The organism is Legionella sp. (assembly GCF_047605385.1).
Lineage (GTDB): Bacteria > Pseudomonadota > Gammaproteobacteria > Legionellales > Legionellaceae > Legionella.
In genome coordinates this window covers 1-25,643 of record NZ_JASGFU010000040.1, presented here as the reverse complement: position 1 = coordinate 25,643, position 25,643 = coordinate 1, and the positions used below count along the sequence as shown (strand labels likewise).

Below are 25,643 nucleotides of genomic sequence, written 5' to 3'. Positions count from 1 at the left end.
AGTCTGTTTTATATCTCTTTTTAAAAAAAATTTGACGGGATACCTCAGGGGCAAGCCTTGCTTTTTGTAATAGGTCACTCAAACGGAGAACGATGTGCGAGTGATACCTGAGTCTGTTGATGAATTTGGAGAGCAAGATTTTTATTACGCTATATTTCATCAAGGTTACTTGTAACCATGCATAACCTTGATGGAGTTCAAAAATTATTAAAGCCAGTACACAAAGACAAATAAAAACAACCAGACCACATCAACAAAGTGCCAGTACCAGGCCACCCCTTCAAATGCAAAATGACGTTCTGGTGTAAAATGCCCACGTTTACAACGGAAAAAGATAACGATCAACATGATCGTACCTAAGGTCACATGTAAACCATGAAAACCTGTGAGCATGAAAAAAGTCGTTCCATAAATACCAGAAGCTAACGTTAAACCCATTTCGGTGTACGCTTCATGATACTCATAGCCTTGGCAAATTAAGAACAAAATACCTAGAGAAATAGTTAAAATCATGCCGATAAGCAATTGGTGACGCTTGTTTAATTTTAATGCCCAATGAGCCCAAGTAATTGTCACCCCTGAAGTTAACAAGATTAGAGTATTCAACGCTGCCAGACCCCATGCGCCCATTGCTTCATGTGCACCAGCAAAAACTTGGTTATCGGGATTACGTAGTACCGGCCATGTGGCATCAAAATTGGGCCATAGTGTATAATGGGTTATTGGATGAACATCCCCTCCTAACAAGGGTACAGACCAAAGACGCGCATAAAATAGTGCTCCAAAAAATGCCCCAAAAAAACATACTTCAGAGAAAATAAACCAGCACATGCCCCAACGGAAAGAGCGGTCGACTTGCATGTCATAAACACCTTTACCGTTTTCATAGATCACTTGACCGAACCAACCAAACATCATGAAAATAATGATGCAAAGCCCCAAAGTAAAAATATAGGGCCCATACCAATCATGATGAAGCCAGGATGCAGCTCCCACCAAAAAGGTGGTTAATCCACATGATCCAACCAAGGGCCAGTGACTGGGCTTGGGGACATAATAAGTACCGTGTGCTCCCATTGTATTTAAGTCTCCTGTATCAGTAATTCATTAACGCATCAATTATAAAATCACTGCTCCCATTGCAAAGAAGCAGACTTGTACTAACCTTTACCTGTTACATCAAACAAAGTATAAGACAAAGTCACCTCGTTTAGCTTTGCTGGTAAATCAGTATCTAAGTGAAACAATAAAGGCATATTCATTGCCTCATGTCCATTTAAGGTTTGCTGTGTAAAACAAAAACATTCCGTTTTTTTTAAATACTTTGCGGCAATACCCGGTGTAACACTAGGTATTGCCTGCACTGTCATTGGATAATCAGTTTTATTTTCTGCATAAAATTCGAGCTTGACGATCTCACCAGGATACACCTTAAGTTTATGCACTTTAGGATAAAAAGCCCAAGGTACTCCACTGTTATTTGTTGCAACAAATTCAACTAAAACTTCCCTATCCTTTGCAATTTTTGCAGTAACTGCATCATAGGCAACTGCTTCAGTTTTGGTCTTGCCGTTAATACCTAAGGTTTGGCATAAACTGTTGTAGATTGGAACCAATGCAAAACCAAATGCAAACATCCCAATGACAACACTTGTTAAAATCACAAGTAACTTACGATGAGGGCCTTCTTTATTCATACAACTTAACCTGCAATCAGTTACACATTCAACTCAGGTGGAGTTGTAAATGTGTGATAAGGTGGTGGTGATGGCAATGTCCATTCCAAACCTTGTGCACCTTCCCAGACATGAGAAGTGGTTACATCCTTCTTGGTACCTTTCTTTCTCACTGTAGCAATGACGTTATATAAAAACAGTAATTGTGAGAATCCAAATATAAAGGCACCTACTGTTGCCATCATATTAAAATTGGTAAATTGTAATGCGTAGTCTGGAATTCTACGGGGCATTCCTGCCAAACCCAAGAAATGCATGGGGAAGAACGTCAAGTTTACGGAGAATACAGACAACCAGAAATGCCATTTACCCAGGCGCTCGTTGTACATATGACCAGTCCATTTGGGTAGCCAGTAGTAGGTTGCTGCAATTAGTGAAAAGATTGCTCCAGGTACTAGTACATAGTGGAAGTGAGCAACAACGAAATAGCTGTCTTGATACTGGAAATCCGCAGGCACTAGTGCCAGCATCAAACCGGTAAAACCACCTATAGTAAATAAAAATACAAAAGCAAGCGCAAACAACATGGGTGTTTCAAAGGTCATCGACCCTTTAAACATTGTGCTTACCCAATTAAATACTTTGATCCCAGTAGGTACAGCAATCAACATGGTGGTGTACATAAAGAATAATTCTGCACCTAATGGTACCCCTGTAGTAAACATATGGTGTACCCATACGATAAAGGACAATACAGCAATACTTACGGTCGCATAAACCATGAAATGGTAACCGAATAAAGGCTTGCGACTAAAAGTAGGAATGATTTCGGAAATGACACCAAACGCAGGCAGAATCAATACATATACTTCAGGATGTCCAAAGAACCAGAAAATATGTTGGAACAAAATAGGATCCCCACCACCGGCAGCGCTAAAGAAGCTGGTACCAAAATGACGGTCAGCAAGCATCATGGTTACTGCACCGGCTAATACAGGCATAATAGCAATCAATAAGAAGGCCGTAATTAACCAAGTCCAAACGAACATTGGCATTTTCATTAACGTCATGCCAGGTGCACGTAAGTTCAATATGGTGGCGATAATATTAATCGAACCCATAATCGACGAAAGACCCATCATATGTATCGAGAAAATCATAAAGTCAGTACTAGGTGGTGCATACTTGGTGGATAAAGGCGCATACATCGTCCAACCAAAATTTGGTCCACCACCAGCATGAAACATTGTTGAAAATAACAAAGTAAACGCAAAAGGCAGAATCCAGAAACTCCAGTTATTAAGACGTGGTAATGCCATATCGGGTGCACCAATCATCATTGGAATTTGCCAGTTAGCCATTCCAGTAAATGCAGGCATCACAACTCCGAATAACATAACTAAGCCATGCAATGTCGTCATTTGATTAAAGAAGTTAGGATCAACAAAACGATGACCTGGCTGAAATAATTCCGCTCTAATGATTAAGGCCATGCCACCAGCAACAAAAAAACTGATCATCGCTAGCCATAGATAAAGTGTACCAATGTCTTTATGGTTCGTAGTAAACAGCCAGCGTTTTACAAAACCCATAAAACCTTTACCTTGCTCAGGCCCGTGATCGTGATGATCGTCGTCATGTACTAATATCTGACTCATTGCAAACCTCCAGCTTTAACTTTATTAACCATGGTTGGTTGTTTATTTGCACTTTGACGCTCTGCAGCAACATCTGCTGGTTGAATTGCGTCATTGGTATTATTGCCCCAGGCATTACGCTCATAAGTAGCAATTGCGGCAACTTCTTCATCACTAAGCTGGTCTTTATAACCCTGCATTGCAGAACCAGGAACACCATTGAGGATGATGTCTATATGACGTGAAATAGGATTACCTACAGCTACCGAACTGCCTTTTAATGCAGGATACATGGGTGGTAAGCCTTTTCCATCGATGCGATGACATGCAGAACATAACTGGTCGTATTTATGTTGGCCTAAGCTCATTAGTTCTTCACGTTGCATTACTTTTTGAGTAGCAGGCGGTACCTCTTCTACAGCATATCTATTTTGTTTGACCGTTTGTGCAGCAACCCATTGATTGAAATCTGCTTCGCTTACGGCTTCAACTACAATCGGCATAAATCCATGATTAATACCACAAAGTTCTGCGCATTGACCGCGATAAACACCAGGCTTCTCTATTGTTGCCCAAGCTTCATACATAAACCCAGGAATTGCGTCACGTTTAATTCCTAATTCAGGTACCCACCAAGAATGCACAACATCGTTTGAGGTCACCAAGAAACGAATTTTCTTATTAATTGGCAATACCAAAGGCTTATCCACTTCCAGTAAATACCATTCGCTCTTTTCTTGTTTGTTATTAATTTGCGATGTTGGTGTTGATAGGGTACTGAAATAGCTAATCCCTTGATCAAGATATTCATATTGCCAACGCCATTGATAGCCTACAATTTTGACTGTAACTTCAGACTGTCTGGTATCGTCCATACGAATCAGCACTCGGGTTGCTGGAATAGCCAAACCGACCAGAATCAAGAATGGAATAATTGACCAAATCAGTTCCAAACGTGAGTTATCATGAAATGAAGCAGGCTTATATCCTTTGGATTTTCTATGATGAATTAGGGAATAGATCATTACTCCAAATACGACCACACCAATAATGGCACAAACAACCATACATACCATATGTAGATGATATACGTCTTTACTGATGGGGGTTACCCCTTTATACATATTGAGCTGCCAGTTATCCGCAGCAGCAAATACTGGCTGCCCCCCTATCAATGCGCCAAACATTGCGATTAACCTACAGATAGTGAACCTGTTTAACATCCCCATTCCTCTTCTCGTCAAGAAGCCAGGCAAGCCTGGCAATCGATTTAAACTTTGATACGTATCTCAGCAATCTACTGCATTTAGAACTGCATCAACAGTTCGAAAATTTCATTTTTACCATAATGAATAGTTGCCCTCAGTTTTAGACTTACTGACCATATACTTAATCGCTTCGATTATTTCGCCATTAGTACATTGCTTACAACCACCATTTTTAGGATGGTTTTTGCTATGGATAGTATTTTCAATTAATACATCCATATTCTTCGCGATCAATGGCCTCCACGCTTCTTTATCACCGATTTTGGGAGCACCCGATTTACCTTCGTTATGGCAAACAGCACAATTGTCAGTGTAAACCGTTTCACCATTGGCCGAGAATTTAGCCGCGCCTCCAGATTTAAGATCAACCAATTCAGCACGCGTCAAGGATTCATTAAGAAGGTAATCCACGGCAGAAATGATGTCGTTATCAGAGCAAGTCACACAGGCACCCTTAATTGGCATAGAGTTATAACCATGGATTGCGCGACGATACAAGCCATTTAAGCCACTAGTCTTCAACCGTTTATACCAATTTACTGCATCACCGATTAACGGGGCACTCATCTGACCATCTTGGTGACAAACCACACAAGCAGTGTAATAGACAAGTTTTCCACGTGCTAATGAAGGTGCAACATGTGAAGGTTCTAGACCTAAAGGCTCTTCGCTTTCTACTGTTTTCAAGTAGGTTGCAACTGCGATTTGGTCCGCACGAGTCAGATACATCATGCTGTTATGATTTACCTCTGCCATGGGGCCTGCAACAGGACCTGCGTTATTAAGTAATTGATTATTTTTGAATACATCAGCTACTTGCTCATGCGTTGCCGACTCTAACCCATATTTGGTGATGTTAGGGGCCCAGTAACCATCAATCAATGTGCCAGTCAGGTAGTATTTATTTTTGGGCGCACCAAATGGGTTTAGCGGTGTGTGGCACATACTGCAGTGACCTAAGCCATCAACAATGTATTTACCTCGGTTCCATTGAGCAGATTTAGTCGTGTCAACAGAAAAGTCACGTTCTTCAGGGAAGAAAAATAATAAATTCCAACCCCATAAACTCAAACGGGCACCCGGTACGTTAAATGGGAATGGCAAGGGCTTATTCTCTTGATGCACTGCTGGCAAACTCATAAAATAAGCATATAAGGCTTTGCCATCTTCTTCGGTAATCTTAGAAAAATAGTAATAGGGGAATACTGGAAAGTAATTCCTACCTTGAGGATCTCGGCCGTCTTTTAATGCCCGAATAAAATCCTGCTCAGTCCAGTTACCAATTCCCGTTTCTTTATCCGGGGTCACATTAGGGCTGTAGAACGTTCCAAAAGGAGTTTCTATTGGCAACCCACCCGCATAAGCAGGGGTTCCTGCTTTCACATTCGTATGGCAGGAAATACAGTCCCCCATTTTGGCCAAGTATTCCCCACGCTTAATCAATTCCTGTTGCTCACCTTCAGCTGAAGCAGTAGGAGGATACGCTGGATAATATCCATCAATAAGCGGTAAAGTCTGCTGTGCAGGAACAGTTTCAGCTTGTAAAAATTGACCCATCATGCTTAGTATTGCCATGGTTGCAGCAACAATCAGCTTTCTTAGTAACAAAGAGCCCACGCCCCCTCCTATTTGTTCTTGTTTTGTACACTTCTCTTGAGGAGATAGAATAACCGACGCATTTTATACTCTACAATACACAACTTGCAATGTTATAATCACGATCTTAATTTTTAACTCCACCATATTTGCTATGTTTGTTTATTTAAATGGCTTGCTTCTAGGTTTATCATTAATCATTGCTTTAGGTCCACAAAACGTATTCTTAATAAAACAAGGTGTCCGCAAGAATCATGCCATGCTTTCTGCAATCATCTGTTTTCTCTGCGATCTAGCTTTAATTTGTGTCAGTATTACGGGCTTACACGAATTACTTTCGTTACGTCCTGTTTTACAAATCTGGATGATATTGTTTGGCTGTGCTTTTTTACTTTTTTACGCCCTTAAAGCACTTAAAAATGCCTTTAGTAAATCAGCAAATACAGTAGAACATACCTTACAACCAAATAATAAAACACAAATCATTTTTTTAGCTTTGGGATTTAGCCTACTAAACCCACACGCCATTATTGATTCGCTGATAATTATCGGTGGCGGTAGCAGTCAATATCCTGATCAAGAATTACTCTTCCTAATGGGGGTGGTGACATCCAGTCTGCTATGGTTTAGTTCGTTAACCTTTACCGCTCGTTATTTTTCTGACATTTTAGCACGGACAACGGTCTGGAAGGGAATTGAAATGGCTAGTGGTCTACTCATGGTGACTCTTGGTATTAAATTAGGTGTTGAGGGAGTACAATTGTTTTTAGGACTACTGGAAAAATAAATAAGTACCAACTTTAACATCAAGTAACTTTTGCAAACATGGCAAGAGCAAATAGAAAGGGCCAATCAGTGTGTCGCCAATTGACCCAGTGGAATGACACATAGCAAGTCCAACCTCGCAAAGTGAATATCTCATAACAACCCATTTAGTGTCAACTTATTTATCACCAAATTGCCATACTTCATTCATTGTTGTTCGCATTCTAATCAGTTATACTTAATTTTTTATCACTTACTTAAAAATATTATGTTTTACGGCGATACCATTCAAGACACACGACAAATGTTTTTTACCAGTTGGGAAAAATACCGTGAGAAAAAACCCTTATTGCCTTTAGAAGATCAAATAGTACAAGTCATTCTGGCACATCCTGAATATCACAAACTGCTTGAGAATTATAAGAAGTATCCGCATCAAAATTATTTCCCAGAAACAGGTGAAACAAATCCTTTTTTACATATGGGTTTGCATTTAGGGATTAGAGAACAGGTTACAACGGATAGGCCAATCGGTATTCATGCCATTTATCAACGATTAGTGCAAAAATATGCAGACCCTTTAACGGTAGAGCATTTAATGATGGAACAATTAGCAGAATACTTGTGGCACGCACAGAAGAATAACTTACCTCCTGATGAACAAGATTATTTGCACGCTCTGACAAATTTGTGATAGTTTTTAGCTATAAACCAACGTATGGTAGAATGACGTTACCCATTACCCATTTGCTAAAAAATATCGCTTCCATTTACTTGTAAAATAAATAACTAATTGATATACATATACTTTATAAAATTTTAAGAGAATAAGATGTTTAATAAAACATATATCCTAGGTGTTCTCTCTTTATTATCTACCTCGCCATGTTTTTCGGGATTTTATCTTGGTGCAGGAGTAGGACCTGAAGGATTGCATTTTAATCAAAATGCACATGCCAAGCTTATTGGTACTTTTGATGTTATTGATAGAAATAGCTTTTCTGGCATTGGCGTTTTTGGCACCTTATTTGGCGGATATGGTTTAACAATTTATGATAACTTTTATGTGGCCATTGAAGGAAATGGCAACTTGAGCTCAGTTGAATATAAATTAACGAATAAAGAATACATCCATCATACTCTTTCAAAAACAACGTTTACCGTTAAAAACAGCGAAGGAGTGAGTCTGCTGCCCGGTTATTTTCTTTCTGAAAATACTTTAGTTTATGGTCGTATTGCCTATGCCAATGGCCGGGTAAAAATTCATGAATCTGATCCTACGATTAAGAGTGCCACTAAAAATAGTAATGGGCTGCGCTATGGTATTGGTATACGCCACAACTGGACTGATCGCTGGACGGTAATGATGGATTACAGTCAAATTAATTACCAAAACATACACAGCTTTGTTTTTGAACCATTTGGCAGAGTGAGTAAAAAAACAACCATTACCCCAAATACAGCTCAAATAGCTTTTGGCATTATTTATAATTTTGATGTGCCGAAAAAAGTTTTTGTAAAATAAAAATGTTTAAGTTACAGCCTATGTTTAATTTTAATGTAGGCTAAGTGTTCATTTGGTTTTTCGAAGCAAAAATTAAGATAATTTAGCTCAAATTTTAACTTGATCTGATGTGTGCTCTATAAGTTTTTTAAAATGGCTCATAAGATATGCATGGGTATGTTTTTTCATGTAGGTGTTAACAAGTACCACAAATTTTGAGCCCATATTATAAATGCGAAAAAAAATCATTCCCTGATTCTTTTTGTAACTTATTTTGTTTATTGTTTGATCCCAATCAATATACTTATCTTGTATGTATTCATCCCCACTCACTTTATTAATGTAAGTAAATATAATACATGACTTACGCAGTGATAAAAGAAGTTCCTCCATCACTTTATCTTCCCATAATTCATCAAAAACACCATTACCCATATTTTTGAAAAAGACAGCTAAATTTTGCTGTATCTGTAAAGCAAATTCTTTAGTAGTCAAGTGAGTACTGTCAAAAGAAATAGGAACGCTGGCGACCAAATTTGTTAATAATTGCCTGATGTGCGCTACCGGCAAATTCCTATTAGAGAATGTAGTATAGAAAAACAACTTATTGGTACCTGTAAGCAAAGAAATGGCTTGATGAAATAATAAAACAAAAATAGTACTGTAAGAATATCTTCCAATTTCATTACCGTAAGCAAACACATCGACTTGCTTTTTTGACAGGGAAATGCAAGTGTGTTGTTCTTCTAATGGCCCATTAAATAATGTTTCTAATATTTTAGGAGATGGTGGAGCGGGGGGCATTAATGATTTCAGTGCCTGAATGTTATATCCTCCTTGTTGCCAAACATCATCTATTTGATTTAAAGAGACAACTTCTTCCTCCTTATTTAAAAGTGGTATTTTATAATTGTCTTCATATCGGCAAAATATTTCTTCCCGGAGTAACATAACTGACCAACCATCTAGAGCAATATGATGGAATGCAATAACCAGAAAATATTGCTTTTTTTTCTTTTGGATGTATATTTTGACTAACCGTTCAGAATTTATAGTAATCTGTAATTGTTCATACATTCGTTTCGGAAAGAAAAGTGAATTGCGTACCTTAATTTTGAATGGTAAGTCAGTTCGAACAAAGAAAAGCTCACCATCAATCTCTTTTAATTTGCAAGAAAGCATAAAGTGATTAGCAATGGTTTGTTGAATAGAGATTTTCAGCTTTTTTATATCAATAGGCCCTTTAAGACAATAAAAATAATGATGAAATGCTTCATATTTCTCAGGATCAATCAACAATCCCCGAGCAGTGAAATAACATCTTCGTTGCGAGGGATTTAATTTAATAATTTCATTAAAAGTGGATTTTGCTATATTGAGATCAACAAGGCATGAGCTAATCGTAGCTATCCGTGTATTATTATTAATTTTTGCAATGTCCAACCATTTTCCGGTTATTTTTAACAATTCGTTGATCATTTCAATGTAATCTATGGATTCAAGATTAAGATCAAGTATTTTTGCTTCTTTATCCACTTTATGATTTGGGAAGAAGCGTTGGAAATATTGGGTAATATCCTCCCTTTGTTTTTTTATCCATTGTTTCTTAACTAGCACGTAATCTACCTTTCCACTGAGAGTCAGTGGTAGTTCATCCGCAAAGCAATATTCGTTGGGATGCATGTAGCCCGGAAGATGAGCATTTAAAGTATGTTTAATTTGTGCTAACAAATCCTCATTGTATGCAGTTCCATGAATAATTAAGTAAATTTTGTTTTCATTTTCTGCATCAGCAAATGCAACAAATTTCAAATTGCTATGAGATTGTTTTACGGAATATTCAATTTGGTCCAAGTTAATAAGCTGTCCATATCTTTTGATTATTCGCTGAGCGCGTGAACAATAAAATAATTCGTTATGATACTGCTGGACAAAATCATTTGTTTTTATAAAACGACGATCATCAATAATAATATAGTTTTCTTGAGTTAATTGATTATCAACATAAGCAATAGCAATATCCCCAGCAACACAAAGCTCATAGTTTTGTTCAGCAGCCGGGAGGAGTTTATATTCACTGCCTGGCCTCAATTGACCCAAATGAAGTCGTTCTCTTTCTTTCAGTGGAGCACTAATTTTTTTGTAAAATGGAGCGAAATATTCAGTGGCCCCATATAAATTGTAAAAAAAGGTATCCGATCTGATGTGGGAAAACCAATAATTGATTAGTGTACTATCAATGGGTTCTCCACCCAATATAATTAAACGAATGGATGACAAACAATGTTGTAACGATTTTTTCTCAATATGCTGTAATAAAGTTTTAAGAAACGTTGGTGTTACATTGAGCACCGTAATTTTTTTCTGCAATAATCTGTCAATGATTAGCTGTAATTTATTACTGGACTCACGACTGATAAAGCTAATCTTTGCGCCTGCTAAGACAGGAACAAATAATGGCTTAAGAGAGGCTACAAAAGAGAGTTCCATTGTAAATAAAAAATTATCGTCGTCATTAAGTTTAAACTCGTTGTAGCACCACTTTACATATCTTTGTAAGGTCTCATAATTATGATAAACTCCTTTAGGCTGTGCGCTAGTTCCAGAAGTAAAAAATATAATGCCAGGCATCAGGCAGAACATGGGTTCTCTTTGGCATAAAATATAATAAAACCCATTATATTGCTCTTTGGCCAGTTTGGTTTTTAATTCAAAATCCAATTGACTTAGGAGTTGCGGCTGTAGCACGAGCAGATCCACCTGGTAGACTTGTAAATAATTTTTAAGTAATTCGGCGGATGTAGATGTATGTACAGGAATATAGGTTTTATTGCTAAGCACCAGCGCATAACACAAGCATAATGTATCAATTGATGGTTTACCGATAATCATCACTGAATGGACGTTCATTTGATTAAGCCAAGTGATGTATTGTGTGACTTTTGTAAAACATTTTTTACTATTAAGCATAACCGAGTCCTCATCCATGGAGAAATGATTCTCTGCACGAAGCAAAGCATAATATAGCTTTTGGGCTAAACTATTCTTTAGATCCATTGGAAGGGCTCCTCTCGGTGGGTATTATTTTTATTATAGACATTGTATCAGTGCCAATTATCTGATTTTTCAAGAAACCCTTGAACACGCAAAACAGGGAGAACACCACATGAAATAAAAAACACATAGGAATAAGCGCTTTCAGGAGATTGAACGCATCGAATATGAGATTAACGAACTCTCATTGGTAACGAAACATCATATTTACTATTTAACCATAGACAAACCCACAATAAAGGTAGATGCATTTCCATGATTATCTAAGAAATAAGTTTTACTATATGTGCTATAAATAGATAAATTATTACGCAACTTCACCGTGATCCCTGCTTCCGCTTCAGCACTTTCTTTAGCCAGGTTCGAAGAAAAAGGAATATAATCTGAGCTTGTTAAATAATAAGTATTATTAGTTCTATTACCTTGAAACCAATAGTTACCCCTTAACCATGCTGAAAAAGGATGAAACATTAAGATCGGTTTGCTAAATTCTCCCAACAGACCCACACGACCTGCTACTGGCGTATTTGCATCATAGGTTTTATCAAGTGATAAAGACTGTACGATAAATTGCACTTGGGGCTGCAAAGAAAGTTTTTGCGTTAGAAAATGACGATAACCTGCTTCTAAAGAACCAGACAGACCATACCCTTCAGGTGTAACTGGCACAAAGCGCCCAGAATCAGCTTTTAAATTATAATGGGTGCCTTGTATCACGGCATCCAAATAAAGACGCTTGTGGTAAGTATAAGTAAAATAACCTCCCAGAGTAGAGCCCAAAATACGATCCTTACCACCAAGCCCAACAAATGGTGCTTGCACCATGCTGCGCGATTTCCCTAATGCACCTAAAATACCTGCTATATAATAATGTTCATCATATATCGCATTATAAAGATCCCAACCTATCTGAGCAAGATTAATACGAAAATTATAATCTGGGCCATTACCGTAAATAGTACCATTATTTTCTGACTTTCCAATATTATTTACATAACGCCCCCAAAATCTACGATTCACTTTATCAATAAAGAACGTATCACCATTTCTTTGGTGTAAATTTCCTAAAAGAACTTTATCATAAGTAAACGCATTCGAAGCTAAAGCGGTTGTTAATGAAACTTCTTGGCGATAAAGAGGAACTAAAGGTATGCCTGGTGGAGCAATGGGTGCATCAATCTCTGGACTGTATACTCCACCTCCACCAACAGAACCTCCGCCTCCTGGAGGTAAAGTGCCAATAGGCAACTCTGGACTAATTGGTGGAACCACCAGGAATTGCGGGGGTAACCCTGGCAAAGTAACTATAGGCTGATACTGAGCCGGAAAAGTATTACGCAAATACAAATTATTACCGTTATCACGTACTAACAGATATTCATAAGGTCCTGCTATCACTGGTGCAGACAAATAACTGGTGCAGACAAATAAAAAGAGTTCCTACCTACAATACCACCATTAGCGCCATTAACAATTAGAATTCCTTGATTTGTTGCTTCTCCAAGCCCATTAATATTATTAATAATTAATCCGGTTCCCCCTGATGATTGAGCATCGACACCAGAGAAAACGATTAAATCTGTAGGTGAATTATTATCACCATTGACGGTGGTATTTAATGTCATTGTACCACTCTGGCCAATATAGGAACCTAAAAAAGTTAACTGTTTAAACCCAGGATTAGGCGGAGTAAAAACAATCCGACCAGCATTAGTTGCCGCTCCTGTCACAATAGAATTGGCATTCATATTCCACACACTACTTCTATCAATATTAAGATTTGTCAAGGAGTTGGCATAACCATTCCAAATCGAGCCATTCATCAGATTCATGCTTATCATTGAAGAAGCATCAGTGAGTACAGCGCCATCATAGCGAGAATTATTATCTCCAGTAATGTTGCCTACAGCGCCATTAACTCCTGAAGACCATTATTGGCATTAATCGTTGCTTGATTACCATTCACTGCGACTGTCGCATTATCAAAATGCATTGCATCAGCCTGGTTGGAGTGAAGACTTCCATTGGTGAGATTAAAAATACTTGCAGTACTACCAGCTGAATTATCCACTAATAAACCATAACTGCTTGAACCCTGTGCATTTACCGAAGCTGATTCGACATTAATTGTACCACCATTTGATAATACAAGAGCAGAAGCAGAAGTACCTGATGTATTCAAATTACCACTAAAAAATGATGCTGTACCATTATTAATGGCTTTCATTCCATACGCGTTGGTATTTGAAGTATTCAAACTAAGATTAGTGAACGCTGTCTTACTATTTATTCCATCAGCATACCCTCCAATACTACCCACTCCAGTAAGTTGGAGACTGCCTCCTGATAAACTGACTGAACCCCCACTTTGGGCATAAGCACCATAAGAATTCATACCACTGGTACTAAGGCTAAACCCCGTACCAGTTAAAATACCACCGTTAGATGCTTGAAAACCCACGCTGGAATCCCCAGTAGTTGAGATATTTCCACCGGTATAATTAATCTGTCCTCCCGCAGCATAAATTGCAGCAGCATTGGTATTTGAAGTATAAATACTGGCACCACCAGAAATTGAACCACCGGGACCAGCAATAAGGCCCTAAGCAGTCTGTCCTGAGGTTGTCACCGTAATACCACTTAAAATAATTTTTCCTAAATTTTCAGCAGCCACTCCAAAGGCACCAATGCCTTGTGTAATAACTTGAATACCTTGGGCATTAATTAAACCCTGAGTAGTTGCATATAATCCAGCACTAGTGGTACCCGTCGTAGAAATTAACCCACCATTTAAAGTAACCTGACCACTATTATTCGCTTCTACTCCATAAGCCGTAGTTCCTGTCGTAGTGGCATTTGCTCCATTAGAAATAATAACGCCATTATTAGTAGCCCAAATCGCGGGATCCAGATTTGTTGTAGTTGAGGCCGTACCACCATTTAGCGTTATTGTTGTACCATCCGCTTTTACTTGGGCTGTATAACCTGGAGAGATAATAATTAGAAGAATTAAAAAGAGCAGCCATTGTCTTAACCATGCTAATCCGTGCATTATTTTCCTCATCAATTGGCATTTTCATTTATAATATAAATAATACGTTCTTTTGCCAAGCATTAAAAAAATATAGTTGACAAAGAGCTTATTTTTCAATGTCTGGCAATAGTAATCTCGGCTTTCATTGCAAAACGAAGATTAGTTTCATGGTGCAATATGTTCGGGTAATTCCTCCTATCTTATAGACGAAATTATAAGCCTCGTACTCAATCAAAAAGACCGATTCAATGCATCTCAGTCATACATGAATATAACAGCCTATCCCCTTCATGTGCTTGTTTCCCATGCATAAAAGTAAAATTATCTACTATGATAAAGTCTCCTTTTTTCCATTTTAATACCCAGGTATGCTGTTGGATAATCCGATTAATTTCTCCTATTTCTTCAGCTGAAAACGCCTGCCCATTACCGTAATGGCATATCATAGGAAACATATCTTTTGCAATCATGTAATGACTGGCAACGTATTTATAAGAACGTAATTCATTTAACTTATCATATAATGTATTTGAATAATAATTCAGATAAGCAGCAGAATTAAACCAACTTACATTTTGCGTCATGGGATGTTTTAATGCGCCAGGCAAATAGTTTAATAAGATGAGATCTTGGCCATTATTTATCCAACTCCAATTGCTTTTATTTTGCTCTAATTTTTTTTCTATTTGTCTTTTATCATCAGTACCAAAATACTCAGCCCAGCTCCGAGCAAAATTGCTACCTAACATTTTTTGTAACACATGGTACTTAAACGACTTGCCATGCAAGAATTGCCTATAAACAACTCCATGCTCTAGAATCTTGTCTTTAATATTTTTCGGCATTGCTAACCAAATAGATTCAGCATTGGCAAAGAGGGTTCCTCCTCCTTTTTGAGCGGGGATAACACAGCAAAAATAAAGATGATTGGGCGGTTTTTTTGAACGAGGCTTTTCATGATGAAGAGGTAAAGGAATATGTGCAGGGAGATCGCTTGAAGTATATACTTCGTTTTTCAGCAAAGTCCTTGACAAATCATAATCAGTAGTACTGCAACGCGTACCTAGCCCGCATAATTCAATCGCTTTGGAAAAATAATCCTCATCGTCACAGGCAAAACCTCTAAATAAAATAGCACCGTATTGATTGAGTCGTTCAATTATCTCATCATGATGTCCAGAAATCAGAGCCAGCAAAGGTTGTTTCTCTGTTTGTAAAAAATCACCTGCAGCAGTCACTATTGGCAGATTCATCACAGGCACAATGCTAATATCTAAGCTCATTGTTTCTCCAAAGAGATTTAGGGTCTATTAATAGTTCTACTGTGTTCATCACACGAGCAAAATGTGAATAAGCCCTAGTTACTTTAGCGCCTCTAAAAAAATGGGACGTGTCTCATAATATAGTCTATTGCCATATTTACGCTGACAAATACTTTGAAATGTATCTAACATCGATTGAATAAGATCCGCACCAAGTACCTTCGGAAATGTTTTCATAAAGGGCATAGTTAGAAGTAAATTTTTAAAATATCTTATATCGGGGAGATAAATATGAATAGTTTTTAAATTCAATTTTATGTGTTGAAAAGGTAGGCGTGCCAACACATTAAGAACCCGATAAAGGTAGTCTCTATTAGGATTGTCTGCATTAATATAGCGGTCTACCTGCGCACGATAATGACCCTGTTTCGCTAATTCACGCCAGACTTGCAAAATACTATTATCTGAAAATGAAGAAAAGACCGCATATATTCTGCCTCCCTTTTTTAATGCATGAAAAATATTGGCAAAAGACACTTCAATCTCAGTCCAATGTAAACACCAAAAAGACAGGGCAAAGTCAAACGCTAAAGGCTGATGAAACTCTTCAATCTTGTGAACCTCAAAAGAAAGATTTTCACGAGCCCATTGTTGATTTGCATGCTTTATCATTTCTGGAGAACTGTCGATACCAAGAATATGGCCATGTTTAAGATGAGAAGCCAGTAAGTTGCTGTATTGCCCATCCCCACAACCAATATCTACAATATTTCCAAAAGGTTGAACATGAAAACTTTTACGAAATAATTCGTTTACTTCAGTTTGTACATAATTTCCAAGAACATATTGATCAGGCAGCCATATCACATTGCCTCCCACCATCCATAATTTAAGGTAAATTACTATACCGTAAGCAGCTAATAATTCGAACATTTTTAAATACTTTGCTGCATAAAGCAAACACGCCATTATCGAATTAATTTGGGTATCTTGGGAAAGATCAGTTAACATGTAGCCCTGAATCATCAATGGCCATTATTTATGACTGATAAAGAAAAAATGACTCATTTTGGCTATACTACGGTAGCCTGGAATGAAAAAGAAAAGAAAGTTGCTGAAGTCTTTCATTCCGTAGCTAAAAATTATGATCTGATGAATGACCTGATGTCTTTAGGAATTCACCATTTTTGGAAGCGGTATACCATTGAATTAAGTCAGCTTCGTCCCGGACAAGTGGCGCTTGATTTGGCAGGTGGTAGTGGCGATCTTACTCGTTTACTGGCAAAAAAAGTGGGAGACACAGGCCAAGTCGTTTTAGCCGACATCAACTCCGCGATGCTCAATGTGGGGCGTGATCGCTTATTGGATGAAGGAATCTATAAAAACGTCGATTTTATCCAAGGCAATGCTCAATATCTGCCTTTTGCCGATAATACCTTTCATTGTATTACTATAGGATTTGGATTACGTAATGTGACCGATAAAGAAGAAGCCTTGCATTCTATGTATCGAGTCTGTAAACCCGGTGGTAAAATGATGGTACTGGAGTTCTCAACACCTTCTTTTCCTGGATTAAAACCAATTTATGACTGGTATTCATTTACTATTTTACCTAAAATAGGGAAGTTTTTTGCGCAAGATGAAGCCAGTTATCAATATCTGGCGGAATCAATAAGGATGCATCCTAATCAAGAAGCACTAAAGAAAATGATTGAAAACGCCGGATTTGAAGATTGTCACTATCATAACCTAAGTGGTGGCATCGTTGCCTTGCACGTTGCCTATAAATATTGAGCCCATTATGCTAAAAAAATATTCATTAAAGGCACTGCAAAAAGCCATCAATAAAGCCTTGTTGTTAGACGAGCGTATGCCAGAAAAGCTACACGCACTCGATAATAAAACGCTGGAAATGATTATTGCTCCTTTAAATGTCAACTTTTTTATTCATTTTAAAAACGGCGAAATCCAATTACTGGATCGTTTTGATGGGCATGCAGATACAGTCGTCCATAGTAGCCCCATTGGTTTTATTCGCCTAAGTCTATTACCTGCTTCAAAAGCACGTTCATTATTCAATGATAAAATTCGGATGACCGGTGATGCTGAATTAGGGCAACAAGTTAAAAAATTGTTTGATGAGATGGATATTGACTGGGAAGGTCATTTAGCACATTTTACTGGCGATGTAGTTGCACATCAAATTGGCAACTTAGTCCGTAAGGGTAGGGATTTCAAAAAGCACTTTAGTGATTCCATGCGCCAAAATATGTCTGAATATCTGCAAGAAGAGTTGCGAGTGACTCCTTCAAAAAATGAATTAGAAGATTTTTTTGCTGAAGTCGATGAATTATCCCTCAGCGTAGAACGCTTACAGGCCCATGTAAATTATTTAATAAGTCGCCATGAAATCGATTAAACAACTCTTTCGCATACTGCATATCAATTATATCTTGGCAAAAAACGGCTTGGATAATGTCGTTGTTTCACTGAGAATATTCGCGCCTTTTCGTTTTATTGTCTATTTAAATCCATGGAACTGGTTTCGCAAAGAACATTTAACACATGGTGCAGCCTTACGCAAATCTTTGGAAGAATTGGGGCCAATTTTTATTAAGTTCGGCCAAGCTCTATCAACTCGACCTGATATTTTACCACCAGATATCGCGCACGAATTAAGTAAATTGCAAGATAAGGTACCCCCTTTTTCCAGTGAACAGGCAACAGCCATCATTACTCAAGCATATGGAAAATCACCTTATGAAGTATTTGCTCAATTTAACCCCATTGCCCTGGCTTCTGCTTCTATGGCACAAGTTCATGCTGCTACCTTGAATACCGGGGAAGAAGTCATTGTCAAAGTGCTTAGACCCAATATGCGACGAGTTATTGAAAGTGATTTAAGCATTATGCATACCCTTGCGCGATGGGCAGATCGCTACTGGCCAGAAACGCGCCGATTAAAACCCAGAGAAATCGTTAAAGAATTTGGGCATACTTTATTAGACGAGCTTGATTTACAAAGAGAAGCCGCTAATGCTGCGCAATTACGCCGTAATTTTGATCGCTCACCTATTTTGTATATTCCTGAAGTGTATTGGGATTATACCAGCTCGAAGGTGATGGTTATAGAACGGATTCATGGAATTCCCGTTTCTGATTTAAGCACCCTGCAAGCTCATGGAGTCGACGTGAAGAAGTTAGCGGAGCGTGGCGTAGAGATTTTCTTTACGCAAGTATTTCGCGATTGTTTTTTTCATGCAGACATGCATCCAGGCAATATCTTTGTTTCCTACAAGCATCCTAAAAATCCGCAATACATTTGCATCGACTTTGGGATCATGGGAACCTTAAATGACAATGATAAGCGTTATTTAGCGGAAAACTTATTGGCTTTTTTTAACCGTGATTATCGTCGTGTAGCCCAATTACACGTTGAGTCAGGATGGGTAGCGCGTGATACACGGATAGAAGAATTTGAAAGCGCTATTCGTACCGTTTGCGAACCCATTTTTGAGAGGCCTTTGAAAGATATATCCTTTGCGCAAGTGGTTTTACGTCTTTTCCAAGTTGCGCAACGTTTTCATATGGAAGTCCAGCCACAATTGGTTTTATTACAAAAAACCTTACTTGCTATTGAAGGTTTGGGGCGACAACTCTATCCAGAACTGGATCTATGGACAACCGCCAAACCTTTTTTAGAGCAATGGGTGAAAGACCAAATTGGCCCTAAAGCATTTCTGGCGCAATTAAAACAAAATATGCCTTTCTTTGCGGAACAATTACCGCATATGCCACGGCTAATTTTTGATGTATTGACCTTAAAAAAAGAACAAATGCTGGTAACAAAAGAATTGACCGAAGCAACGGATGATAAAAACTTCACAAGGATGCATTGGAATAGTGTAGCACTTGGCGCCAGTCTGACTTTTCTCATGCTTGGTATTTTAGATTATCTGCATTTGATTAATCACAAAGAATTCACTCTCCTTACCATGGGTGGCTTTGTATTTACCGGATTATTTGTCCTTTTTAACCGAAACGTGAGGAATTGACATGGGACCTAGTGGTATTAGCCCTCTTTCTTTATTATTAATCCTATTAATTATTGTTGCTCTGTTTGGCACATCAAAATTAAAAACAATGGGTACCGACCTAGGTGAAGCCATTAAAAATTTTCGCAATGCATTAAATGGTGATGGGGCCACTAAAAATACTAATGAGGATAACAAATCCTTATGAGTATGGAATTATTAGTCATTTTTATTGTGGCTTTAATTGTGTTTGGTCCGAATAAATTACCTTTATTGGCAGCTCATTTGGGCCTTTTAGTACGAAAGCTCAATCAATTGAAAGCACACACTTCAATTTTTTGGCAACAACAACTGAATGAATACCAATTGCAAGAAAATCAGCGTAGAGCCGAAGAAGCCGAAGAAGCCGAAGAAGCCGAAGAAGCCGAAGAAGCCGAAGAAGCCGAAGAAGCCGAACAATCCTACCAGAAATATGTTGAACCCAGAAAACTTAACCATCAATTCACACATGGTACACATCGCCCCCTCACTCACAAAAAGAGCTTAAATCGAAAGTATCATATGATTCGTAAAAGAGGCAGCAAGAACCGCTAATCTCTTTGATTTGTCTGCCTAATACCATTTAGGCTTTGAAAAAATTATGCGTAACCATTCAGCTAAAGGCATATCAATGAACTATTATGGTCAGTTTGAGCCACCCGTTGATCGTTTTATCTTTGAACGATATTTCTCAGACACAAATATCAAAGGAACATTTATCGAATGCGGTGCCTATGATGGCTTAAATGAATGCAAACAAATGGTTTGTATAAGATTAATCAAAACGATTTTCTGGTTTGTGGCAGTAAGGAACTTTATAGTGCTTTACATAATAATCCTGGTGATAATCTTCCGCACGCCAAAAAGTTTGTACTGGTAGCAAATGAGTTGCTACTTGATAACCGCGTTTTTGTAACATTTGCCTTAAGAGTTCTACTTCGTCTAATTGTTCTTGATTATAATAAAACACCGCACTTTGATATTGTTGACCAATATCAGGGCCTTGGCCGGTTTTTTGGGTAGGATCGTGTATTTCAAAAAAACGTTTTAATACCTGGTGATAATCCGTTTTATCCTTATCATAAATCACGCGTACCGCTTCAAAATGACCCGTGTTTCCTTGGCATACATCTTCATAAGTTGGGTCTAAAGCAGGACCACCGGTATATCCTGATTCAACATACAAAACACCGGAGATCTGTTTCAGGAAATACTCCACACCCCAAAAACAACCACCAGCAACAATTGCTTCCTCAGTATCTAAAACCTGACTATCTGCAACAAAATCAAGCGAAGCCGAGTTGACGCAATGGCGTAAATTTTTGGATGTGAAATATTCACCGATAAAGACATGGCCTAAATGTGCTTCGCAACGCCCGCAAAGAATTTCCGTGCGCCGCCCATCACTATCAAGCATTTGCTTTACTGCATGGGTAATATTGTCATCAAAACTAGGCCAGCCACAGCCAGAGCTAAATTGGCTCGAACCACGAAATAAAGCTAAGCCACAGCGCCGGCATAAATAAGTACCTTGGGTTACTATTTGATTGTATACCCCTGTATGCGGATATTCTGTAGCTTTATCACAGATTACCCGCTTGACAAGTGGAGTTAAACTGGCTGTTTTATCGAGATAATCACTCATCTAAATTACCGTTGTTGCCCTTGACAAATTTTATCAGCTAAATAGCCAATTGCTCCTGCATAGTATATAGAATTGTTATAATGCAAAATCATCTTATAATTAGGGAAGGTCATAAAGGTTGGCCCACCGTAAGGCTGTACAATACTTGCTTGCAAGTTTTGATAAGGCAATTCTTTACCCTCCTCTGTACGCACCCCTAAAGCACTCCATTCACTTACTGGTTTTACTGTATTTTTTCCTTCTAAGGTCATATCAAACTTGGCAGGTAACTTCACTTGAATTGCCCATGGCTCACCATCTTGCCAGCCATTTTGTTTCATGTAGTTGGCAATTGAAGCAAAAACATCGGGCTTGCTCTTCCAAATGTCACGACGATTATCACCATCATAATCAACTGCATATCTTACCCAACTGGAAGGTAAAAATTGTGGTTGTCCTGAAGCACCAGCCCATTCGCCTTTAAAGTCGGCTAAGCTCACATGCCCTTCATTAAGAATACGTAAGGCAATAAATAATTCTTTACGGAAAAATTCTTTACGATTGGAATCGTAGGCTAAAGTAGCTAAGGCTTTAATTACTGGGAAATTTCCCATGTAAGTACCATAACTGGTTTCCATACCCCAAAACGAAACAATAAAGCAGGGGTTCACACCATATTTTTTAGAAATGTCCCCTAACACTGCCTGGTTTTTTTTAAATTCTTTACGACCTATTGCAATACGATAATTATCAACACGTGTACTGCGATATTTCATGAAGGTTAAACGATGCTCTGGTTGTGAGCGTAACAAGCCTTTGATTTGATGGCTTGGTTCACGAATGTCTCTAAAGGCATTATCAAAAATTTCAGGTGAGATTCCTTGACTTAAAGCTTCGCTGCGTACATTGGCCACCCATTGATTCCAGTTGTCTTGTGCAAATGCAACGTGCTGCATTAACCCCAAAACGCCTGCAATGACTGCAAGCCCCCACTTTTTCATAGTCTTTCCCCTGATTTTTTAATTAGTTAAATTTATAACTGAAATATATTTTATAAGATAGACTATTTGTAGGAAACATGGGAATAATTTATGTACTTGGAACATTTGTGTGATGAAGTCTTGCAAGATTGAGTCTATAATGGACTCAATCTTGCAAGCTAAACTTATAAAGCTTCCATAAACTCAACTAAATCTGACTTTTCATCTTTAGTAAGTTTTAAATCCAATACTAGGTTAAAGAACTCAACGGTATCCGCTAAAGTCAGCAAACGGCCATCATGTAAATAAGGGGGTGAATCTTTGATTCCTCTTAAGGGGAAGGTTTTTATCGGGCCATCACCCACTACTTTCATGCCATTAATCACTTGAGGTTGGTAGAAACGCTCTGTTTGCAGGTTATGCATGGTATTGTCGGTGTAATAAGGCGGTACATGGCAAGTAGAACATTTTGCCTTACCAAAGAATAATACTTGGCCGCGCATTTCTGCAGGTGTTGCTTTTGCTGGGTCTAACTTTCCTTCCCAATTCAATTTAGGCGCAGGAGGAAAATCAAGAATTTCCTGGAATTCAGCCATAAAATGTACCTGACTACCACGCTCAAGGATATTAACTCCTTTCTTCGTCGCAATCACTGGATCACCATCAAAATAGGCAGCGCGTTGTTCAAACTCAGTAAAATCTTCTACCGTCTTTAACGCACGTTGTGAACCAAATAAACGTTGAATATTCACCCCCCGTAAAGAAGGTGTGGTGATGCGATGGCGCAGGTCTTGTGGTCTTATGTCGCCCACCTCATGTGTTGCTTTGTTGGTATGACCGTTTGCATGGCAGTCAAAACAGGTCACACCGCGGCTTGGTTTTGCAGAACGGCGATCTTCGGTTTGGTTAAACTGCTGTTGTGGAAATGGCGTTAATAAAAGACGTAGCCCTTCAAGCTGCTTAGGATTTAAAAGACCATTAAATAATTCATAGTAGTTTTCTATGGTCACTACTTTACCCTTAGACACATCACCTAATTCCGGATGGGTAGTGAGGTAAATAGGAGCAGGATAAGAGGGTAAAAAATGATCGGGAATATCATAGTCCAAATCAAACCGCGTGAGGTCTCTATTTTCTTGTTTGTTGATTTCATCAATCACAAACTTAGGGAAAACCATTCCCCCTTCCGGCTGATTTGGATGCGGCAAAGGCAAAAAACCTAAAGGAAATAAGTTTTGCTTTTTAATATCATCGGCACTCATTTGACCTAGTTTTTCCCAAGTAAGACCCTCAGGAAGTTTCACTCTTATCCCTTCTTGCACTGGTTTACCACCCGACATTTTCACGGTATTGGAAGGAGTATCACTCAAGTCATAACGTTGCTTTAATAGATTTTGCTGCCGTTCATCAACTTCCCCTTTGGCCGCACTCATACGCTGTAATGTATGTTGAAAGGATTCATGAATATCTACAGGCATATAGCTTGAAAGTATTGATGGTGAGTTTGCAGTATCATCAGCATAAGCAAGCGAGAAAATACTGCAAATAAGCACAGTCCATCCTAGAGTTTTTTTCAACATGTCAAAGTCCATTTTCGCACTGATTAGATTTTTTTTATCATAGAGTACTTATTTTATAAATTCAATGTCTTCGCTTACAGAAAAATAAATACCCTAAAAAAAGAATGATACACCTTGTCTTCGTCCATGAAAAAAAACATGAGTATTCCGTACTGACAAAAATTATATGCACTGAGCGGATTTATAACCCTCTTCATCATTCTCATTTATAACTAGCTCATTTTTTTCAGCAATTTTATCAGATAAATCCTGAACCTTGTTGAGGCCCAAAATATTTCTAAAAAAATCGACGATCATTTGCCCTAATCTACGATGGTCCAGTCGCTTTTGTATGGCTTTATTACCATAACTAATGGTATTACTTTCTACAGTAATCGTGGGATCTGTAGTACTTTTAGTAAAATCAACATCAATAGTTCCTTGGAGTTTGACAACATACTCTTTACCTGCATCAGGATAAATAGTGTACTGATCATCATCAGTTTTTTCTCCAGAGGGTTTTGATGTAGCCATTGCCATTAGTTCTCCAGAAGTATTTGGCGAACCTACTAAGGATATTATTTCTGTAGTCTCTTGTACTTTAAATCCATTAGGTGTTGTTTGAATGTTAATGGATATAATATTCATATCATTGTCAGAAATTGTTGCATAGAAGACGTTGCTCTGTAACTCTTGACTATATTCGGTCATTGACATAGCAAAAGGTGCAGACACAGGACGTGAAAAACCACCTTGATGAAAAGTTTTTTGAAGATAATTTTTAATTTCTTCTTTTTGAGCCGGTGAAGCTGCTTGCATATCTTTTAGTATCACATCTCTAAAAAAATTCAGTACATCATCTTCTGTAGAAAAATTATTGTATTTCTTTGCATATTTAGATAATGGTGCCCCATTTATCCACATCTTATTTGTTCCAGAGTCTCTATACCAATCTCCACGAAGATTTCCACCTTTAGTATTGGGTTTATTAATTTCTACAGGACTGTATTGACTATGAAATTCTTGCCATTTGCTCATAATTACACCCATATATCTTTTAAATGTGCTTTAATAATAATATACATTATGAATATTAACGAAATATTAATAATAAAATATTGATAAAAAGATACCTTTGTGCCGGATTTCAATTCGGCCATGTCCTTTTTTAATGGTCTCATAAAAATCATGGGGTATATTTTTGAAGCCATGCTTCTTCTGTGAGCTCAGAAATAATAAGACATCATCATGAAGTGTACCTTGGTTACCCTTTAAAGAAATTACGTAATTTCCTTCTTTCTGATGAATTTGTTGCACAATATTTTTTTGGCAACCCATCGCATCTAAAGTCACGATGCACCCATTTAAAACCAGCGCATCCAATAGCTGTGGAATCGCAGTTATCTCATTCGACTTATCGGATGTTTTCACTTGAGCTAAAGCAAGTCCCGCTTCCGTTGCAAAAGCTCCCACCATATGAATAGCTGCTTTTCCGTTGCCATAACTGCCTCTGACTCGCTTTCCATCAATAGCAATAATTTTGCCTTCTTTTATCGTATAAAAAGAAAATACCCAATTCCTAAATGCAGTTTCAAATTGATTAGGATCTAT

24 protein-coding genes and 1 pseudogene are annotated in these 25,643 nt (G+C 38.0%); 8 read left to right on the top strand and 17 right to left on the bottom strand.

Going from position 1 to position 25,643, the window contains the following annotated elements; genetic code table 11:
• Nucleotides 1-207: 207 nt before the first annotated feature.
• From QM652_RS09860 to QM652_RS09840, 5 genes are all read right to left on the bottom strand, one after another.
• Nucleotides 208-1,077, bottom strand: coding sequence for a cytochrome c oxidase subunit 3 (locus tag QM652_RS09860; RefSeq protein WP_415075306.1), 870 nt, complete (start codon nucleotides 1,075-1,077; stop codon nucleotides 208-210).
• 83 nt (nucleotides 1,078-1,160) lie between these two features.
• The gene (locus QM652_RS09855; protein WP_415075304.1) at nucleotides 1,161-1,697 is read right to left on the bottom strand and encodes a cytochrome c oxidase assembly protein; all 537 of its coding nucleotides are present in this window, start codon (nucleotides 1,695-1,697) and stop codon (nucleotides 1,161-1,163) included.
• Nucleotides 1,698-1,717: 20 nt separating this feature from the next.
• Nucleotides 1,718-3,334 carry a cytochrome c oxidase subunit I gene (gene ctaD / locus QM652_RS09850; RefSeq protein ID WP_415075302.1) on the bottom strand — a complete coding sequence of 539 codons (1,617 nt, stop codon included), beginning with the start codon at nucleotides 3,332-3,334 and terminating at the stop codon, nucleotides 1,718-1,720.
• Nucleotides 3,331-4,536 (bottom strand): cytochrome c oxidase subunit II, encoded by a 1,206-nt coding sequence (gene coxB, locus QM652_RS09845; protein ID WP_415075300.1) that lies wholly within the window; start codon nucleotides 4,534-4,536, stop codon nucleotides 3,331-3,333. The genes ctaD and coxB overlap by 4 nt, the downstream gene beginning before the upstream one ends.
• Nucleotides 4,537-4,653: 117 nt before the next feature.
• Complete coding sequence (locus QM652_RS09840) at nucleotides 4,654-6,198, bottom strand: c-type cytochrome (RefSeq protein WP_415075298.1); 1,545 nt, start codon at nucleotides 6,196-6,198, stop codon at nucleotides 4,654-4,656.
• Nucleotides 6,199-6,331: 133 nt separating this feature from the next.
• Here QM652_RS09840 and QM652_RS09835 point away from each other — a divergent pair, with 133 nt between their 5' ends.
• From QM652_RS09835 to QM652_RS09825, 3 genes are all read left to right on the top strand, one after another.
• Nucleotides 6,332-6,964: a LysE/ArgO family amino acid transporter gene (locus QM652_RS09835; RefSeq protein ID WP_415075296.1), complete on the top strand. Its 633-nt coding sequence runs from the start codon at nucleotides 6,332-6,334 to the stop codon at nucleotides 6,962-6,964.
• 246 nt (nucleotides 6,965-7,210) lie between these two features.
• Nucleotides 7,211-7,636: a DUF1841 family protein gene (locus tag QM652_RS09830; RefSeq protein WP_415075294.1), complete on the top strand. Its 426-nt coding sequence runs from the start codon at nucleotides 7,211-7,213 to the stop codon at nucleotides 7,634-7,636.
• Nucleotides 7,637-7,774: 138 nt separating this feature from the next.
• A complete protein-coding gene (locus tag QM652_RS09825) occupies nucleotides 7,775-8,467 on the top strand; it encodes an outer membrane protein (protein WP_415075292.1) in 693 nt (230 codons plus the stop codon).
• An 87-nt stretch (nucleotides 8,468-8,554) separates the two neighbouring features.
• Here QM652_RS09825 and QM652_RS09820 read toward each other — a convergent pair whose 3' ends face one another.
• From QM652_RS09820 to QM652_RS09790, 7 genes are all read right to left on the bottom strand, one after another.
• Entirely contained in the window at nucleotides 8,555-11,503 is a 2,949-nt protein-coding gene (locus QM652_RS09820; protein ID WP_415075290.1) for an AMP-binding protein, read from the bottom strand.
• Nucleotides 11,504-11,710: 207 nt separating this feature from the next.
• On the bottom strand, nucleotides 11,711-12,910 hold the full coding sequence (locus QM652_RS09815; protein WP_415075288.1) for an autotransporter outer membrane beta-barrel domain-containing protein: 1,200 nt from the start codon (nucleotides 12,908-12,910) through the stop codon (nucleotides 11,711-11,713).
• Nucleotides 12,895-13,332 (bottom strand): hypothetical protein, encoded by a 438-nt coding sequence (locus QM652_RS09810; RefSeq protein ID WP_415075286.1) that lies wholly within the window; start codon nucleotides 13,330-13,332, stop codon nucleotides 12,895-12,897. Before QM652_RS09810 ends, QM652_RS09815 begins: the two co-directional genes overlap by 16 nt.
• Before the next feature lie 71 nt (nucleotides 13,333-13,403).
• Complete coding sequence (locus QM652_RS09805) at nucleotides 13,404-13,961, bottom strand: hypothetical protein (protein ID WP_415075284.1); 558 nt, start codon at nucleotides 13,959-13,961, stop codon at nucleotides 13,404-13,406.
• 141 nt (nucleotides 13,962-14,102) lie between these two features.
• Complete coding sequence (locus tag QM652_RS09800; RefSeq protein WP_415075282.1) at nucleotides 14,103-14,552, bottom strand: hypothetical protein; 450 nt, start codon at nucleotides 14,550-14,552, stop codon at nucleotides 14,103-14,105.
• A 227-nt stretch (nucleotides 14,553-14,779) separates the two neighbouring features.
• Nucleotides 14,780-15,817 (bottom strand): TauD/TfdA family dioxygenase, encoded by a 1,038-nt coding sequence (locus tag QM652_RS09795; protein WP_415075281.1) that lies wholly within the window; start codon nucleotides 15,815-15,817, stop codon nucleotides 14,780-14,782.
• 78 nt (nucleotides 15,818-15,895) lie between these two features.
• Nucleotides 15,896-16,807, bottom strand: a complete 912-nt coding sequence (locus QM652_RS09790; RefSeq protein ID WP_415075279.1) for a class I SAM-dependent methyltransferase — start codon at nucleotides 16,805-16,807, stop codon at nucleotides 15,896-15,898.
• Between the two features lie 30 nt (nucleotides 16,808-16,837).
• On the opposite strand from QM652_RS09790, the gene ubiE reads away from it, so the two are divergent.
• The 5 genes and pseudogenes from ubiE to QM652_RS09765 all read left to right on the top strand — a co-directional run.
• Nucleotides 16,838-17,590 (top strand): bifunctional demethylmenaquinone methyltransferase/2-methoxy-6-polyprenyl-1,4-benzoquinol methylase UbiE, encoded by a 753-nt coding sequence (gene ubiE, locus QM652_RS09785; protein ID WP_415075277.1) that lies wholly within the window; start codon nucleotides 16,838-16,840, stop codon nucleotides 17,588-17,590.
• 7 nt (nucleotides 17,591-17,597) lie between these two features.
• Nucleotides 17,598-18,215, top strand: a complete 618-nt coding sequence (locus QM652_RS09780) for an SCP2 domain-containing protein (protein ID WP_415075275.1) — start codon at nucleotides 17,598-17,600, stop codon at nucleotides 18,213-18,215.
• On the top strand, nucleotides 18,202-19,851 hold the full coding sequence (ubiB, locus tag QM652_RS09775; protein WP_415075273.1) for a ubiquinone biosynthesis regulatory protein kinase UbiB: 1,650 nt from the start codon (nucleotides 18,202-18,204) through the stop codon (nucleotides 19,849-19,851). The genes QM652_RS09780 and ubiB overlap by 14 nt, the downstream gene beginning before the upstream one ends.
• Before the next feature lies 1 nt (nucleotide 19,852).
• Complete coding sequence (gene tatA / locus QM652_RS09770) at nucleotides 19,853-20,038, top strand: twin-arginine translocase TatA/TatE family subunit (protein ID WP_415075271.1); 186 nt, start codon at nucleotides 19,853-19,855, stop codon at nucleotides 20,036-20,038.
• Nucleotides 20,035-20,259 (top strand): annotated as a pseudogene (locus QM652_RS09765) (twin-arginine translocase TatA/TatE family subunit); the annotation flags it as partial. The gene tatA and the pseudogene QM652_RS09765, both read left to right, overlap by 4 nt.
• 385 nt (nucleotides 20,260-20,644) lie before the next feature.
• Here the strand turns inward: QM652_RS09765 and QM652_RS09760 are convergent.
• From QM652_RS09760 to QM652_RS09740, 5 genes are all read right to left on the bottom strand, one after another.
• On the bottom strand, nucleotides 20,645-21,514 hold the full coding sequence (locus QM652_RS09760; protein WP_415075269.1) for a bifunctional methionine sulfoxide reductase B/A protein: 870 nt from the start codon (nucleotides 21,512-21,514) through the stop codon (nucleotides 20,645-20,647).
• A gap of 5 nt (nucleotides 21,515-21,519) precedes the next feature.
• Entirely contained in the window at nucleotides 21,520-22,494 is a 975-nt protein-coding gene (locus QM652_RS09755; RefSeq protein ID WP_415075267.1) for a lytic murein transglycosylase, read from the bottom strand.
• Between the two features lie 164 nt (nucleotides 22,495-22,658).
• A complete protein-coding gene (locus tag QM652_RS09750) occupies nucleotides 22,659-24,053 on the bottom strand; it encodes a cytochrome B6 (RefSeq protein WP_415075265.1) in 1,395 nt (464 codons plus the stop codon).
• Nucleotides 24,054-24,215: 162 nt separating this feature from the next.
• Nucleotides 24,216-25,070, bottom strand: coding sequence for a hypothetical protein (locus QM652_RS09745; RefSeq protein WP_415075263.1), 855 nt, complete (start codon nucleotides 25,068-25,070; stop codon nucleotides 24,216-24,218).
• Between the two features lie 66 nt (nucleotides 25,071-25,136).
• On the bottom strand, nucleotides 25,137-25,643 hold a 507-nt coding region (locus QM652_RS09740; protein ID WP_415075261.1), incomplete at its 5' end, for an ISAs1 family transposase.